Below are 15,286 nucleotides of genomic sequence, written 5' to 3'. Positions count from 1 at the left end.
ATTCCATTGCCCGTCCGACAGCACAAGCCGATCCAACACTCCCATCGCAAACCTCCTGCAACAGAAACCTTGAATCATCTTTCCTCAGAATAGGGAATCCCAAGAGGCCACAGAACCTAGGGTCAGGCAGCGCCATCCGAGGTTCTATCCCGGTCGTCGATCTGTCTGTTCAGCAGTTCTCGCGCAGATAGATGCTGACCGGGGTGATGGTGGTCGCGGGGTCGAGATCGAGCCGCTGGTAGGCGTGGGCAATGACCTGAACGGCGGTTTCGATCTCCAGCCGGGGATTCTGGTCGATCAGCGCGTCGATGGCGCCACGTTGCAGCAGGCGCCGCCGGTCCTCGGTCAATTCGTGGGTGACGAAGATGACGTCGTTCAGCCTGTGCGCCCGCTGCAGCGCGGCGACGACCGGAAGCGCACCGGCCGAGGCATTGTATATGCCGCGGATCGAGGGATGTTGCCCAAGCGCCCGCCAGACCAGATCTCCCGCGATCTCGCCTTGTTCATGGCTTTCGAACTCGGCCAGGATTCGGCATCGCGGAAAGCGCTCGGACAGGATGGCACGAAAGCCGGCGCGGCGTTCGTCATGCCCGATCATGCTGAACATCCCGGCGATCAGGATGATGTCGCCGCCCGCCTCGCCAAGGAACCGGCCCATCAGTTCTCCTGCAAGCCGTCCGGCACGATGATTGTCCGGTCCGACATAGATCGCGCCCCGGCAGGCGATGTTGGTGGCCAGCGTCACCACGGGTTTGCCGGCTGCGACGATATCGTCCAGCTCCCGCGCGAGCTGGTCGTCATGGGCCAGGCAGACGATGATCGCGTCGTGATCCGCGGCGATGCTGCGCACCCTGTCCGCCGTCCGCCGGGGCGAGGAGGGATCGATGTGGAAGATCCGGGTCTGGATGTTGAACGGGTCGGGGCCGCGGTTGGTCTCGTCGATCGCCGTTTTCAGCGCCGCGTGATAGGGATTTGCCGGCGGCTGGATGAAGGCCGCGACCCGCAGCGTGCGTGCGGCACGCAAATCCAGCGCGCGGTCCAGCCGCAACCGCCGGGCGGCGGCATAGACCCGGCGTTCCTTGTCTTCGGCCACGCCGCCCCGATTGTTCAGCACCCGATCCACGGTCGAGGCGGAAACACCTGCTTCGCGCGCGACATCGGCCGCCGTCACCTTGCGCCCCATCTGTATCCCGTCTTGAAGAGATTTCTTCAAGAATGGCATTTGGGTCCGGGCAGCGCAATCGTAATCCTGCCCCTGCGGACAATCTGTCCGAGGAGGGGGAATCATGATCAGACTTGCCTGTTTCGGCGCGGGCCGGATCGGCCGGGTGCATGCGCTCAACGCCGCCGCGCAGCCCGGCGTGATATTGACCTGTCTCGCCGATCCTGTTGCCAGCCCCGAGCGCGAGGCCCTGGCCGCGCAGACCGGGGCCAGCATCACCGATCCCGACAGCATTTTCGCCGATGAGCGGATCGATGGGATCATAATCGCCAGTTCCACCGACAGCCATGCGGAACTGCTGCTGCGGGCGGCGGAAACCGGCAAGGCCGTCTTCTGCGAAAAGCCGATCAGCCTGGACATGGCGCTGACCCAAGAGGTCACGCGCAGGATCGAAGCCTCGGGCATTCCCTGCATGCTGGGTTTTCAGCGCCGCTATGACTGCAGCTTCCGCGCGCTGCGCGACCGCATCGCCTCGGGGGTCAGCGGGCCATTGGAGCAGGTGGTGATGTTCTCGCGCGATCCCGCGCCGCCGCCGCGTTCCTATGTCGAGACCTCGGGCGGGATGTTTCGCGACAGTTCGATCCATGACGTGGACATGGCGCGCTTCCTGCTGGATGAGCCCATCGCCAGTGTCTATGCCGCCGGTTCCTGCCTGATCTCGCCCGAGATCGGCGCGGCGGGCGATGTGGACAGCGTGATGATCACGCTGGTCTCGGCCTCTGGCCGGCAGGCGCAGATCATCGCCTGCCGGCGCGGTCCGATGGGCTATGACCAGCGGCTCGAGGCGCTTTGTGCGAACGAGGTGCTGAGCGTCGGCAACCAGCCGCAATCCACGCTGTCGATCACCTCGGCCGAGGGGATGCTGTCGGCGCCGCCGGAAAATTACTTCATCGAGCGCTTCGCGCAGGCTTACCGCGACGAAATGGCGGCCTTCGTCGCATTGATCCGCGACGGCACGCCGCCGCTGGCCGGGATCCGGGACGGCTACGAGGCGCAGCGTCTGGTCGAGGCCGCCTTGCAATCGGCGAAAACCGGACAGGTCGTCCGGCTGGAAGGAGGCGCATGATGGATTTCCTGCCTCAAGGCGTGCGGCTGGCGGTCAGCCCGCTGTCCTGGACCAATGACGTCTTGCACGATCTGGGCGGCGACACCCCGATCGAAACCTGCCTGTCCGAAGCCGCGCAGGCCGGTTATCAGGGTGTGGAACTGGGCCGCCTGTTCCCACGCGACTCCGCCGCGTTGCGCCCGCTCTTGGAGAGGCACGGGCTGGCGCTGGCCTCGGGCTGGTATTCCGGCGAACTGGCCGAGCGCGATGTCGCGGCCGAGAGAGAGGCCGCGCGCGACCACGCCGCCTTGCTGAAGGCGATGGGCTGCGAGGTGATGGTCTATGGCGAGGTCGCCCGGATGGCGGGCGATGCGCCGCTGGATGCGCCGATGTCGGGGCGGCTGCGGATCGACGATGCCGCAGCCTATGCCCGCCGCCTGACGGAATTCGCGGCATGGCTGGCCGGCGAATACGGGCTGCGGCTGGCCTATCACCACCACCTGATGATGGTGGCCGAGACCTTTGACGAGATCGCCGGCATCTTCGACCGGACAGGGCCGGATGTCGGCCTGCTTCTGGACACGGGCCACGCGGCGGCGGCGGGATTCGACTATGGGCTGCTGCTGGACGCCTTTCCCGACCGCATCGCGCATATCCACCTGAAGGACATGCGCGGCGAGGTGATGGCGCGCATCCGCGATACGGATGCCAGTTTCAACGCCGGTGTCCTCGCCGGCATGTTCACCGTGCCGGGCGACGGGGTGGTCGACTTCGCGCCGCTGGCCCGCTTCGTCCGTGACAGCGGCTGGCGGGGCTGGATGGTGGTCGAGGCCGAACAGGACCCGGCCCTTGCCCCGCCGCTGCCCGCAGTGACGCACGGGCTGGAGCATATCCGCAGAACCTTTCTCGCAACGGCGGAGACGCACGCATGACTCGCAGGATATTGAACATCGGCCTGATCGGATCGGGCTTCATGGGGCAGGCCCATGCCGATGCCTTCCGCCGCGCAGGGCTGCTCTACAAGGATCTGCCGGCGCTGCCGCGGCTTTACATGCTGGCGGATGCCACGGCGGAACTGGCCGCGGATGCCGCCGCGCGCTTCGGTTTCGAACGCTCGACGGGCGACTGGCGCGAACTGGTCAACGATCCGGGCGTGGATGTGGTGGACATCACCTCGCCCAATGCCATGCACCATCAGATGGCGCTGGCCGCCATCGCCGCGGGCAAGCACGTCTATTGCGAAAAGCCGCTGTCCGTCACCGTGGCCGAGGCCGAGGAGATGACGGCGGCCGCCCGTGCCAAGGGCGTCAGGACCATGGTCGCCTTCAACAATATCAAGACCCCGGCCGCCATGCTGGCGAAACAGATCATCGAGGCGGGGGAAATTGGCGTCCCGATGCGCTTTCGCGGCTGGTTCGACCAAGGGTTCTTCAACGACCCCGACCTGCCGTTTTCCTGGCGTTGCACAAGGCGCGATGCGGGTTCCGGCGCGCTTGGCGATCTGGGCAGCCATGTCATTTCGGTGGCGCAACATCTGATGGGCGATATCGAGGCGACCGTCGCCCAGGCCCAGACCTATTTCCCGACCCGCCCCGTCCCGCAAGGCGCCGCGGGCTATTCGGCCAAGGCGTCGGCGGATGCCGAGCGCCGATCCGTCGAGAACGAGGACCAGTTGCAGGCCATGGTTCGCTTCGCCTCGGGCGCGGGCGGCACCATCGAGGCATCGCGCGTCGCGGCCGGCAAGGTTTTCGGCATTTATTGGGAGGTCTCGGGCACCGAAGGCACGATCATCATGGATGGCGAACGCTTCAACGAATTGAAGGTATCGCGCTTCGGCGACGAGAAGCGCGATCGCGGCTTCAAGACGCTGCTGGCCGGCTCGCAGGTGCCGCAATTCGCGGCCTTCTTCCCCTTCGATTTCGCCGGCGGCGGGCTCGGCTATTTCGACGTGAAGGTCATCGAGGTGCGCGACCTGATCGACGGCATCTGCGGCGCCGGCTGCGATCCCGATTTCGATTTCGGGCTGCAGAACATGCGCATTGTCGAGGCGATGGAACGCAGCCTGCAAACCGGAACCTGGGAGAAACCGTGATGACATTCCCGAAATCCCTTCCCCCCTCGCGCGTCCCGGACCCGATGGAGGCGCCGGTGCTGCGTTGGGGCATCCTCGGCTCGGGCTGGATCGCCGAACAGTTCATCGCCTCGGTCCGCGCCCATACCCGGCAGGAGATCGCGGCGATCGGCTCGCGCAGTTCGGATACCGCGCAGGCCTTTGCGCGAAAATGGAGCATCCCGCGTGCCCATGGCAGCTACGAGGATCTGGTCGGCGACGACGGTCTCGATGTGGTCTATGTGGCGACACCGCACAACCTGCACCGCGACCATGTGCTGATGGCGCTGGAAGCCGGGCGCAACGTGCTGGTCGAAAAGCCGATGGCGCTGGATCATGCCCAGGCCGTCGAGATGGTGACGCTGGCACGCGCGAGGGGGCTGTTCCTGGCCGAAGCCCTGTGGACCTACTTCCTGCCCAAGTTCGATGTGCTGTCGCAGGTTCTCGACTCTGGCGCTCTGGGGGAGATCAGGTCGGTCCATACGGAATATGGGGAACATTTCACGCGCGACCATCGCATCTTCGACCCGGCGCTGGCGGGCGGGCCGCTGCTGGATCTGGGAACCTATCCCGTGTCGCTGCTGTCGCGGCTCTTGGGTCCGGCCCGGCAGATGGTGGGCCTGAAGCAGGACGATCCCGCCGGAGTCCACGGCCAGCTTGCCATCGTCATGGCCAATGCGGCGGGCAATCTGGGCATGATGGCGACGACGCTTTACGGGCTGACGCCGACCAATGCGGCGATCGTCGGCACAGGGGGCACGGTGCGCTTCGGGTCCGAGTTCAACCTGCCGGGTCCGTTCCGGGTGATCTCGGCCGATGGCGCGACGGTGCTGTCTTACGAGGAACCCGCGGGCCGGCATTTCGAGGGGCTGTTCTACGAGGCTGCCGAGGTGGCGCGCTGCATCGCGTCGGGCGCGACCGAGACGCCGAAACGCCCGCTGGACGAGACCCTGGCGATGATGGAAATGCTGGACATGGTCCGTGCCACGGTCGGTTTCGGTTTCGATCGTGCCATGCCCTGACGGCCCCGCGGAACGATTGAGCGATTGCATCCTGCACGTCGCCGGATGATAGTTTCCCATCAACTATTCTGATGTGAAGCGCTCATGAGCAGACCGACAATCGCCGATCTTGCCCGCGCCGCCGGGGTCAGCACCGCGACCGTGGACCGCGTCCTGAACGGCCGTCCCAATGTACGCGAGGAAACCGTGCGGCGTGTGCATGAAGCCGCCGAACAGATCGGCTATCACGGCGCCAACGCGATCCGTTACCGGATGCTGGCCGACAAGCCGGAATTCCGGCTGGGGCTTGTCCTGCAAAAACCGCGTCATGCCTTCTATCAGGAAGTGCTGCGCATCTTCGAGGCTCAGGCGCGATCCTGCCTGGTGCGCCGGGTTCAGATCGTCGCGCGATTTGCGGAAACCACGCAGCCCGACGAACTGGCGGATATCCTTCTGTCCTTGAAGGGGCGGGTGGACGCGGTCGCCGCGACCGGGCTCGATCATCATCAGGTGACGCAGGCCGTGCACGAACTGCGTGGCTCGCGTATTCCAACCTATTCGATGCTGTCGGATTTCGCGCAGGGCGTGCGGGAGAGTTATTTTGGCACCAACAATCTGAAGGTTGGTCGCATCGCTGGCTGGTTGATCTCGAAGCTGGCACATCAGCCGGGCAGGGTCGGCTTGTTCATCGGCGGGTCGCGGTTTCACGGCCATGAGTTGCGCGAGACGGGGTTTCGCAGCTATTTCCGCGATGACGCGCCCGAATTCAGGCTGCTGGATACCCAGATCAATCTGGAAACCCGGCAGCTGACCTACGAGGCGACCGTGGATCTGTTGTCGCGGCACGAGGATCTGGTGGGGCTGTATGTGGCGGGCGGCGGAATGGAGGGAGCCATCGCGGCCGTGCGTGAATTGCGCAAGCCCGGTGAGTTCTTTCTCATCGTCAACGAACTGACGCCGGAATCGCAGGCGGGGCTTCAGGACCGCACCGTCAGCATCGTGATCGGCACCCCGATGCGGCAACTGGCTTCGGATCTGATCGGGTCGATGATCGCCACATCCGAGAAGGGCATGGCCGAAACGCCGGGGCAGCGGTTCTTTCCGCCGGAATTGTGGACGCCCGAAAGCGAATTCATGAGGTAATTACATCAACTGACCTGTGCGGATTACATCATGAATGATGTGATCGGCGCGAGGATTTCGTTGACCCACAGGCAAGGATCGGGAATCTTTCTGCCAAGGTCCGGGATCGAGGGGAGACCGGCCTGGCCATTCGGAGAGAATGCGACCCGAGGCAGAACCGCTTTTGGCGGACGGGTTGCGGCCGCCCGATTGTGCCCGATCCGGGAAAAGCGGTGCCGCCGGACGCCGCCTGTGGAGGAGAAAGTCATGAAGAAGTTTCTGTTGTCGACCGCATTGGCGGTGGGCGTTGGTGGTGCCGCCTCGGCCGAGAATATCGGCGTGTCGATGGCGCTGTTCGACGACAACTTCCTGACCGTGCTGCGCAATGGCATGCAGGAATATGCGGCCGGTCTCGATGGCGTCACCTTGCAGATCGAGGATGCGCAGAACGATGTCGGCCGGCAGTTGAACCAGATCCAGAATTTCGTGGCCTTGGGCGTGGATGCGATCATCGTGAATCCGGTCGACACCGACGCCACCGTGGCCATGTCGAACCTTGCCGCGCAGGCGGGCATTCCGCTGGTCTATGTCAACCGCCAGCCGGTCAACCTGGACGACCTTCCCGAGGGCCAGGCCTTCGTCGCCTCCGATGAACTGGAGTCCGGCACGCTGCAGACCCAGGAGATCTGCCGCCTGCTCCGCGAGGAAGGCAAGGACAGCGGCGCCCGCGCGGTCGTCATGATGGGCGAGCTGTCCAACCAGGCCGCCCGGATCCGCACGCAGGACATCCATGACGTCATCGCCACCGACGAATGCAGCTTCATCGAGATCGTCGAGCAGCAGACCGCCATGTGGTCGCGCACGCAGGGCGCCGACCTGATGACCAACTGGCTGTCGGCCGGGGTGCAGTTCGACGCGGTCATCTCGAACAATGACGAGATGGCGATCGGTGCGATCCAGGCGCTGAAGACCTCGGGCATCGCGATGGACGACGTGATCGTCGGCGGCATCGACGCCACCGCCGACGCCCTTGCGGCGATGGCGGCGGGCGATCTGGACGTGACCGTGTTCCAGAACGCCGCCGGCCAGGGCGAGGGGGCGGTCGATGCCGCGCTGCGGCTGGCGCGCGGCGAGGAGGTAGACTCGAAGGTCTATGTGCCCTTCGAACTGGTGACGCCGGAAAATCTGGCGGACTACCGCTGACGCGGCGCCGGGCCTGCAAGGATGCCGGCCCGGCCATCATCAGGGAGGAACGACCATGCTTGACGGCGCAGGCGCGTCCGCGCGCGGTGTCTATACCGGGGACTACATCCTGGAAGTGGATCAGGTCCGCAAGGAATTTCCGGGGGTTGTCGCGCTTGACGATGTGCAGTTGCGCATCCGTCCGGGCAGCGTGCATGCGCTGATGGGTGAGAATGGCGCCGGCAAATCGACGCTGATGAAGATCATCGCCGGCGTCTACAGCCCGGACCGGGGCGAGGTGCGCTTTGCGGGCGAGAAGCTGGAGATCCGCACGCCGCTGGATGCGCTGAATTCGGGCATCGCCATGATCCATCAGGAACTGAACCTGATGAACACGATGACGGTCGCCGAGAATATCTGGATCGGACGCGAACCGAAGAACGCGCTTGGCCTGATCGATCATGCCGAGATGGCGCGGATGACCCAGGCGCTGTTCGACGATCTGAAGATCCGGCTGGACCCCCAGGCCATGGTCGGCGACCTGACCGTGGCCCAGAAGCAGATGGTCGAGATCGCGAAGGCCGTGTCCTTCAAGTCCGATGTGCTGATCATGGACGAACCGACCAGCGCGATCACCGAAACCGAGGTGGAGCATCTGTTCGCCATCATCCGCGACCTGCGCGAGAAGGGCGTGGGCATCGTCTACATCACCCACAAGATGAACGAGCTGTTCGAGATCGCCGACGAGCTGACGGTGTTTCGCGACGGCAAATATATCGATACGGTCGCGGCGCAGGACGTGACGCGAGACCAGATCATCAAGATGATGGTCGGGCGCGAAATCACCGACATGTTCCCCAAGATCGACTGCGAGATCGGCGAGACGATCCTTCAGGTGCGCAATCTCACGCTGCCCGGCGTGTTCCACGATGTCAGCTTCGATCTGCGCCGGGGCGAGATCCTGGGCGTGGCAGGGCTGGTCGGATCGGGTCGCTCGAACGTGGCCGAGGCGGTGTTCGGCGTGCGTCCCGCGACCTCCGGCGAGATTCGTATCGACGGCGAGAAGGTGGACATCACCGCGCCGCCAGTAGCGATGCAGCACGGAATGGCCTTCCTGACCGAGGACCGCAAGGAGACCGGCTGTTTCCTGAACCTCGACTGCATCGAGAACATCCAGGTCGCGCTGCTGTCCAGCGGCAAGGTGGACAACCGGGGCTTCGTCAATCAGCGCGAGGTGAACCGGCTGGCCGAGGAATATGCGGCGAAGCTGCGGGTCAAGACGCCCAACCTGGCGGAAACCGTGGCCAACCTGTCGGGCGGCAACCAGCAGAAGCTTTTGATCGCGCGCTGGCTGCTGACCAAGCCGCGCATCCTGATCCTGGACGAGCCGACGCGCGGCATCGACGTGGGCGCCAAGGCCGAGATCCACCGGCTTATCACCCAACTGGCCGCCGAGGGGGTGGCGATCCTGATGATCTCGTCCGAACTGCCCGAGGTTCTGGGCATGTCCGACCGGATCATGGTCATGCACGAAGGCCATGTCAGCGGATTTCTTGATCGCGCCGAGGCCGATCAGGTGCGGGTCATGGAACTCGCGGCGAAATAAGGGGGAAGCCGATCATGGCAACACAGAACATGAATTTCGACCGGGCTGCACCGAGGGCGCTTCGCAAGCTGCCGTCCGAGATCAACATCCTGCTGGTTCTGGTGGGCATCGCGCTGGTGTTTGAGATCCTGGGCTGGATCTTTCAGGGCCAGACGTTCCTGGGAAACATCAACCGGCTGAAGATCATGATCCTGCAGGTCTCGGTCATCGGGATCATCGCCGTGGGGGTGACGCAGGTCATCATCTCGGGCGGGATCGACCTGTCGTCGGGCTCCATCGTGGGCGCGGTGGCGATGGTGTCGATGAGCTTCGCGCAGACGGCGGAATATGCCCGCGCCGTCTATCCGGCGCTGACCGACATGCCGGTGATCGTGCCGGTGCTGATCGGCCTGGCCTGCGGGGCCATCGCGGGCTTCATCAATGGCTGGCTGATCGCCTATACCAAGATCCCGCCCTTCATCGCCACGCTGGGGATGATGGTTGCGGCGCGCGGCCTCGCCAAGTGGTATACCAAGGGGCAGCCGATTTCCTTCCCCACCGACAGCTTTGCCTTCCTGGGCTCGGGAATGATGCCGGTGCTGATCTTCCTGCTGGTCGCGGTGATCTTCCACGTTGCGATGAAATACACACGCTACGGCAAGTTCACCTATGCCATCGGCGCCAATCCGCAGGCCGCCCGCGTCTCGGGCATCGACGTGGAACGGCATCTGGTCAAGCTCTATATCGTGGCGGGCACGCTGGCCGCGCTGGCCGGGATCGTGGTCGCGGCGCGGGGCCAGACGGCGCAGGCCGGCATGGGGATGATGTACGAGCTGGACGCCATCGCCATGGCGGTGATCGGCGGCACCTCGCTGGCGGGGGGGCGCGGCTCGATCCTCGGCACCTCGATCGGCATGGTGATCTTCGGCGTCATCATCTCGGGTTTCACCTTCCTGCGGCTGGACGCGTATTATCAAGAGATGATCAAGGGTGCGATCATCGTGGCCGCCGTGGTGGCCGATACCTACCGCCAGAAAAAGCGGGTCAAGAAGGCCTGATCCCTACGGATTGCGCCCTGCGGGGCGCATCCCTTCAGCAACGGAAAAACAGACATGTCGATCATCAAGATGGCCCTTCTGGGGACCACCCTGGGCACGCTTGCCCTGCCGGCACTGGCCGAAACCCGTATCGGGGTCACGATGACCTCGTTCGACAACCCGCATCTGACCGTGTTGCTGAACGCGATCCGCGACGAGGCCAGCCGCCACGAAGGCGTGACGCTGGTGCTGGAGGACGCCCAGCTGGACGTGGCGCGGCAGCTGAACCAGGTGCAGAACTTCGCCGCCAACGGGCTGGACGCGATCATCGTGAACGCGGTGGACGGGGATTCGACCGCGGCACTGACGGCGCAGGCCCGCAGCGCCGGAATCCCGCTGATCTATGTGAACCATCCCCCGGCCGAACTGGATGCCGGGATGCCCGAGGGCACCGCCTATGTCGGCTCGGCCGAGCGTGACGCGGGGCGGTTCGAGGCCGAGGCGGTCTGCGAATTGCTGGACGGCACGGGCCGCGCGGTGATCCTGATGGGGCCGTTGGAAAATCGCGCGGCGCTGGTGCGCACCGCGACCGTCGAGGAGATCTTCGCGGGCGAGGATTGCCAGATCGAGGTCGTCCAGAAGCAGACGGCGAACTGGAACCGCGTGCAGGCGCAGGATCTGGTCAGCTCATGGCTGACGGCGGGGATCGAGTTCGACGCCATTGTCTCGAACAACGATGAGATGGCGATCGGCGCGATTCAGGCGCTGAAGGCGGCGGGCCGGTCCATGGAGGATGTGGTCATCGCCGGGATCGACGCGACGGCGGACGGTCTGGCGGCGATGGCCGCAGGCGATCTGGACGTCACCGTGTTCCAGAACACCGTCGAGCAGGGCCACGTCGCCGTCCGCGCGGCCCTCGACGGGGCCGGCGGCCAATCCGTCCAGCCGGAATACTGGGTCCCGTTCGAGCCCGTCACCGCCGGGAACCTCGCGCAATATGCCAACTGATCCGAATCCGCAGGCGATCTCCTCCCCGCCTGCGGACCTGCGGGCGGGGCGGCCGGGCCGCCTCGCCACCATCACCGCAAATGGATAGGATATCATGAAACACACGCTTGACCCGCACATGATCCGGCACCTGTCGCTGGAGGACACCTGCCGCAAGGTCGCCGAGCTGGGCTACGATTACGTGGAACTGTCGCCGCGCCCGGACTTCCTGTCCTGGTGGACGCGGCCCAAGGTCTACCCGGACCGCATCGCCAGCTTCAAGAAGGCGCTGAAGGATCACGGGCTTGGCCTTGCCACGCTGCAGCCGATGTATCGGTGGGCCAGCCCCTATCCCGACGAATGGGAGATGGCGATCGACAACTGGAAACGCGCCATCGAGATCGCGGTCGAGATGGATTGCCCGATGTTCGTCTCCGAATTCGGCCGCGGCGGCAGCCCCGAGCGCAGCCTGAACGACCGCTCGGGCCTGCACCGCCCCGAGACCTGCGAGGGCCAGTTCTTCCGCGCCATGGACATCCTTGTCCCGATCCTCGAACGCGAGGGGCTGACCCTGTCGCTGGAAGCCCATCCCGAGGACTGGCTGGAAGAGATCGCCCCCGCCATCGACATCATCAGGACCATCAATTCCAAGGCCGTGAAGGCGTCCTTCATCGCGCCGCACACCTTCTTTTATGGCCCCGACATGGTGGCGAACCTGCGCGCGACCGAGGGCCATCTGGTCCATGTGCGGCTGGCCGACACCTATGACCACACCAAGTCCTCGCAACTGCGCTATGTCGTGAACCCGCCGGGCGCGCAGGTCCGTGTCCACCAGCACCTGGATTTCGGCCAGGGCGAAATCGACTGGGAGCTGTTCTTCGCCACGCTGGCGGACATGAAATTCGACGGCGTGCTGTCGAACTGCGTCTTCGGCTGGGAAGACCGCGCCGAGGACAGCGCCCGCTTCATGCTGGCCGAGACGAAACGCTATGTCGACAAATACTGGACACAAGGAAAAGCAGCATGACCCTGAAGATCGGAGTCATCGGCACCGGCATGATCGGCCGGGACCACACGAGGCGCATCCAGCAGGTGCTGGCGGGGGCCGAGGTCGTCGCGCTCAGCGATTACAACCCCGATGCCGCGCGGGCGGTGCAGGCCGATCTGGCGCCTGCCGCCAAGGTCTATGAGCGCGGCGAGGACCTGATCGCCGCGCCGGATGTGGACGCGGTTCTGATCTGCTCGACCGGCGCCACGCACGAGGCCTATGTCCTGGCCGCCATCGCCGCCGGCAAGCCCTGCTTCTGCGAAAAGCCGCTGGCGACCACGGCCGAGGGCGCGAAGCGCATCGTCGATGCCGAGGTCGCGCATGGCGCCCGGCTGGTGCAGGTCGGCTTCATGCGCCGATACGATGCGGGCTATTGGATGCTGAAGGATGTGGTGGACAGCCAGATCGGCGCGCCGCTGATGGTCCATGCCGCCCATCGCAACCCGGCCGTGCCGGAACAATATGTCACGCCGATGGCGATCCACGACACGCTGATCCACGAGATCGACGTGTTCCGCTGGCTTCTGGACGATGACTATGTCTCGGCGCAGGTGGTGTTTCCGCGCAAGTCGCGTCACGCGCATGGCGGCGTCGCGGATCCGCAGATCGTGCTGCTGGAAACGAAGAAGGGCATCCGCATCGATGTCGAGATCTTCGTGAACTGCCGCTATGGCTATGACATCCAGTGCCAGGTGGTGGGCGAGGAAGGGCTGGCCAACCTGCCCGAGCCGATGGCGATCACGCTGCGCAAGGATGCAAGGCTGCAGAATGCGATCCTGACCGACTGGAAGGACCGCTTCGTGGACAGCTACGATGTCGAACTGGCTGATTTCGTCCAGGCCGCCGCCCGCGGCACCGCTTCGGGTCCGTCCAGCTGGGACGGCTATGTCGCGGCGATTTCCTCGGATGCCTGCGTCGAGGCGCAGGAAAAGACCGGTCAGATCATCCCCATCACCCTGCCGGATCGTCCGGCGCTTTACGACTGAGGCCGCATCATGCGCTTTGCCATCAACCATATCGCCGCGCCCAAGCTGCCGCTGGCCGATTTCTTCGCCATGACCCGCCGGCTTGGCGCGACCGAGGTCGAGATCCGCAACGACATCCCCGATGTTCTGGGCAGCATGGATCCCGCCCATGTCCGCGCCGAGGCCGAACGCCAGGGCGTCACCATCCTGTCGATCAACGCGCTTTACCCGTTCAACGTCTGGTCGGGCGACCTGCCCGCCCGCGCGGTGGCGATGGCCGATTACGCGCGGGCCGCCGGGGCGAAAGCGTTGGTGATGTGCCCGCTGAACGACGGCACTCCGGTCAGCTTCGACGATCTGGTGGCGGCGCTGGTGGCGATGAGGCCGATCCTCGCGGAACGCGGCCTGACGGGACTGGTCGAGCCTCTGGGCTTTCCCGTCTCGTCCCTGCGCAAGAAGGCCACCGCCATCGAGGCGATCGAGGCCGCGGGCGGCGAAGGCGTCTACAAGCTGATGCATGACACCTTCCATCACCATCTGGCGGGCGAGACCGAGTTCTTCCCGGAATGGACCGGGCTGGTGCATATCTCGGGTGTGAGCGACCCGGCCGTCGCCGTCGAGGATATGCTGGACGCGCACCGTGTGCTGGTGGACGGCACCGACCGGCTGGAAAACCTGGCCCAGGTCAGGGTGCTGCTGGAAGCCGGTTATGATGGGCCGTTTTCCTTCGAGCCCTTCGCGGCCGAGATCCACGATCTCGCCGATCCAGAAGCCGCTCTGCAGGACAGCATCGATTTCGTCACGACAGAGGTCTCCTGTTCATCCCTCGAGGAGGTTCGCGATGCGTCCGCTTGACGTGATCACCATCGGCCGTTCGTCGGTTGATCTGTACGGCCAGCAGGTTGGGGGTCGTCTGGAGGACATGGGGTCGTTTGCGAAGTATATTGGCGGGTCTCCGACCAATATCGCCTGCGGGACGGCGCGGCTGGGGCTGCGGTCTGCGGTGATCACGCGGGTGGGCGACGAGCATATGGGGCGGTTCATCCGCGAGCAGCTGGTCCGCGAGGGCGTCGACACGCGCGGCGTCGCGAGTGATCCCGAGCGGCTGACGGCGCTGGTTCTGCTGGGGATCCGCGACGAGGAGCGGTTCCCGCTGATCTTCTACCGCGAGAACTGCGCGGACATGGCGCTTTGCGAGGACGACATCGACGAGGGCTTCATCGCCGAGGCGCGCAGCGTCGTGGCGACCGGGACGCATCTGTCGCATCCGCGCACCGAGGCGGCGGTGCTGAAGGCGCTGAACCTCGCCCGCAGGCACGGCGCGCGGACGGCGCTGGACATCGACTATCGGCCGAACCTCTGGGGCCTGGCCGGGCATGGCGCGGGCGAGAGCCGCTTTGTCGAAAGCGCCGCGGTGACCGCCAAGCTGCAATCCACGCTGCATCTCTTCGACCTGATCGTCGGCACCGAGGAGGAATTCCACATCGCCGGCGGCTCCACCGACACGATCGAGGCCCTGCGCGCGGTGCGCGCGGTCAGCACCGCCACGCTGGTCTGCAAGCGCGGCGCGGCCGGCGCGGTGGCCTTCGAGGGCGCGATCCCCGGCAGCCTGGACGAGGGCGAGAGTGGCCCCGGCTTCCCGATCGAGGTGTTCAACGTGCTGGGTGCCGGCGACGGCTTCTTCTCGGGGCTGCTGAAGGGCTGGCTGGACGGCGAGGCCTGGCCCAGGGCGCTGGAATATGCCAATGCCTGCGGGGCCTTCGCGGTCTCGCGCCACGGCTGCACGCCGGCCTATCCCTCGCTGGTGGAGCTGGAGTTCTTCCTCAAGCGCGGCGTGATCCGGCCGGACCTGCGCAACGACGCCGAGCTGGAGCAGGTCCACCGGGCCACCAATCGCCGCAATCCGGGCGCGGGCGACTGGTCCACGATGCGGGTCTTCGCCTTCGACCACCGGGCGCAGCTGGAGGAGATGGAAGGCTATA

14 protein-coding genes are annotated in these 15,286 nt (G+C 65.3%); 13 read left to right on the top strand and 1 reads right to left on the bottom strand.

The genetic code is table 11. The features are described from left to right. Nucleotides 1–169: 169 nt before the first annotated feature. Nucleotides 170–1,213, bottom strand: a complete 1,044-nt coding sequence (locus C9E82_RS22320) for a LacI family DNA-binding transcriptional regulator (protein WP_183154134.1) — start codon at nucleotides 1,211–1,213, stop codon at nucleotides 170–172. Nucleotides 1,214–1,286: 73 nt separating this feature from the next. On the opposite strand from C9E82_RS22320, the gene C9E82_RS22315 reads away from it, so the two are divergent. The 13 genes from C9E82_RS22315 to iolC all read left to right on the top strand — a co-directional run. Next, nucleotides 1,287–2,288 carry a Gfo/Idh/MocA family protein gene (locus tag C9E82_RS22315; RefSeq protein ID WP_119900185.1) on the top strand — a complete coding sequence of 334 codons (1,002 nt, stop codon included), beginning with the start codon at nucleotides 1,287–1,289 and terminating at the stop codon, nucleotides 2,286–2,288. Then, the gene (gene iolE / locus C9E82_RS22310) at nucleotides 2,288–3,199 is read left to right on the top strand and encodes a myo-inosose-2 dehydratase (RefSeq protein WP_205962215.1); all 912 of its coding nucleotides are present in this window, start codon (nucleotides 2,288–2,290) and stop codon (nucleotides 3,197–3,199) included. Before C9E82_RS22315 ends, iolE begins: the two co-directional genes overlap by 1 nt. Continuing rightward, nucleotides 3,196–4,359 (top strand): Gfo/Idh/MocA family protein, encoded by a 1,164-nt coding sequence (locus tag C9E82_RS22305; RefSeq protein WP_119900187.1) that lies wholly within the window; start codon nucleotides 3,196–3,198, stop codon nucleotides 4,357–4,359. Before iolE ends, C9E82_RS22305 begins: the two co-directional genes overlap by 4 nt. Continuing rightward, nucleotides 4,359–5,399 (top strand): Gfo/Idh/MocA family protein, encoded by a 1,041-nt coding sequence (locus C9E82_RS22300; protein ID WP_119900188.1) that lies wholly within the window; start codon nucleotides 4,359–4,361, stop codon nucleotides 5,397–5,399. Before C9E82_RS22305 ends, C9E82_RS22300 begins: the two co-directional genes overlap by 1 nt. 84 nt (nucleotides 5,400–5,483) lie before the next feature. Then, entirely contained in the window at nucleotides 5,484–6,521 is a 1,038-nt protein-coding gene (locus C9E82_RS22295; RefSeq protein WP_119900189.1) for a LacI family DNA-binding transcriptional regulator, read from the top strand. Nucleotides 6,522–6,767: 246 nt separating this feature from the next. Continuing rightward, nucleotides 6,768–7,703, top strand: a complete 936-nt coding sequence (locus C9E82_RS22290) for a sugar ABC transporter substrate-binding protein (RefSeq protein ID WP_119900190.1) — start codon at nucleotides 6,768–6,770, stop codon at nucleotides 7,701–7,703. A 55-nt stretch (nucleotides 7,704–7,758) separates the two neighbouring features. Beyond that, entirely contained in the window at nucleotides 7,759–9,288 is a 1,530-nt protein-coding gene (locus C9E82_RS22285; RefSeq protein ID WP_119900191.1) for a sugar ABC transporter ATP-binding protein, read from the top strand. Between the two features lie 14 nt (nucleotides 9,289–9,302). Continuing rightward, nucleotides 9,303–10,325, top strand: coding sequence for an ABC transporter permease (locus C9E82_RS22280; protein ID WP_119900192.1), 1,023 nt, complete (start codon nucleotides 9,303–9,305; stop codon nucleotides 10,323–10,325). A 54-nt stretch (nucleotides 10,326–10,379) separates the two neighbouring features. After that, a complete protein-coding gene (locus tag C9E82_RS22275) occupies nucleotides 10,380–11,312 on the top strand; it encodes a substrate-binding domain-containing protein (RefSeq protein WP_205962216.1) in 933 nt (310 codons plus the stop codon). A gap of 94 nt (nucleotides 11,313–11,406) precedes the next feature. Further along, nucleotides 11,407–12,318 carry a sugar phosphate isomerase/epimerase family protein gene (locus tag C9E82_RS22270; protein WP_119900193.1) on the top strand — a complete coding sequence of 304 codons (912 nt, stop codon included), beginning with the start codon at nucleotides 11,407–11,409 and terminating at the stop codon, nucleotides 12,316–12,318. Next, nucleotides 12,315–13,325 carry a Gfo/Idh/MocA family protein gene (locus tag C9E82_RS22265; RefSeq protein ID WP_119900194.1) on the top strand — a complete coding sequence of 337 codons (1,011 nt, stop codon included), beginning with the start codon at nucleotides 12,315–12,317 and terminating at the stop codon, nucleotides 13,323–13,325. The genes C9E82_RS22270 and C9E82_RS22265 overlap by 4 nt, the downstream gene beginning before the upstream one ends. Nucleotides 13,326–13,334: 9 nt before the next feature. Next, nucleotides 13,335–14,159, top strand: a complete 825-nt coding sequence (locus tag C9E82_RS22260; protein ID WP_119900195.1) for a TIM barrel protein — start codon at nucleotides 13,335–13,337, stop codon at nucleotides 14,157–14,159. Next, nucleotides 14,146–15,286: 5-dehydro-2-deoxygluconokinase (iolC, locus tag C9E82_RS22255; RefSeq protein ID WP_122449398.1), on the top strand; the 1,141-nt coding region annotated here is incomplete at its 3' end. The genes C9E82_RS22260 and iolC, both read left to right, overlap by 14 nt.

This window comes from Paracoccus sigandri, from assembly GCF_003709565.1.
Lineage (GTDB): Bacteria > Pseudomonadota > Alphaproteobacteria > Rhodobacterales > Rhodobacteraceae > Paracoccus > Paracoccus siganidrum.
The sequence above is the reverse complement of the archived record's forward strand: the minus strand, read 5'-3'. Positions and strand labels throughout refer to the sequence as shown.

Bases quoted from the DNA above. Each gene is read 5' to 3' on its own strand.
- C9E82_RS22275 (WP_205962216.1), top strand. From the start codon at position 10,380: ATGTCGATCATCAAGATGGCCCTTCTGGGGACCACCCTGGGCACGCTT.
- C9E82_RS22285 (WP_119900191.1), top strand. From the start codon at position 7,759: ATGCTTGACGGCGCAGGCGCGTCCGCGCGCGGTGTCTATACCGGGGAC.
- C9E82_RS22260 (WP_119900195.1), top strand. From the start codon at position 13,335: ATGCGCTTTGCCATCAACCATATCGCCGCGCCCAAGCTGCCGCTGGCC.
- C9E82_RS22300 (WP_119900188.1), top strand. From the start codon at position 4,359: ATGACATTCCCGAAATCCCTTCCCCCCTCGCGCGTCCCGGACCCGATG.
- iolE (WP_205962215.1), top strand. From the start codon at position 2,288: ATGGATTTCCTGCCTCAAGGCGTGCGGCTGGCGGTCAGCCCGCTGTCC.
- C9E82_RS22315 (WP_119900185.1), top strand. From the start codon at position 1,287: ATGATCAGACTTGCCTGTTTCGGCGCGGGCCGGATCGGCCGGGTGCAT.
- C9E82_RS22290 (WP_119900190.1), top strand. From the start codon at position 6,768: ATGAAGAAGTTTCTGTTGTCGACCGCATTGGCGGTGGGCGTTGGTGGT.
- C9E82_RS22270 (WP_119900193.1), top strand. From the start codon at position 11,407: ATGAAACACACGCTTGACCCGCACATGATCCGGCACCTGTCGCTGGAG.
- C9E82_RS22305 (WP_119900187.1), top strand. From the start codon at position 3,196: ATGACTCGCAGGATATTGAACATCGGCCTGATCGGATCGGGCTTCATG.
- C9E82_RS22280 (WP_119900192.1), top strand. From the start codon at position 9,303: ATGGCAACACAGAACATGAATTTCGACCGGGCTGCACCGAGGGCGCTT.
- C9E82_RS22295 (WP_119900189.1), top strand. From the start codon at position 5,484: ATGAGCAGACCGACAATCGCCGATCTTGCCCGCGCCGCCGGGGTCAGC.
- C9E82_RS22265 (WP_119900194.1), top strand. From the start codon at position 12,315: ATGACCCTGAAGATCGGAGTCATCGGCACCGGCATGATCGGCCGGGAC.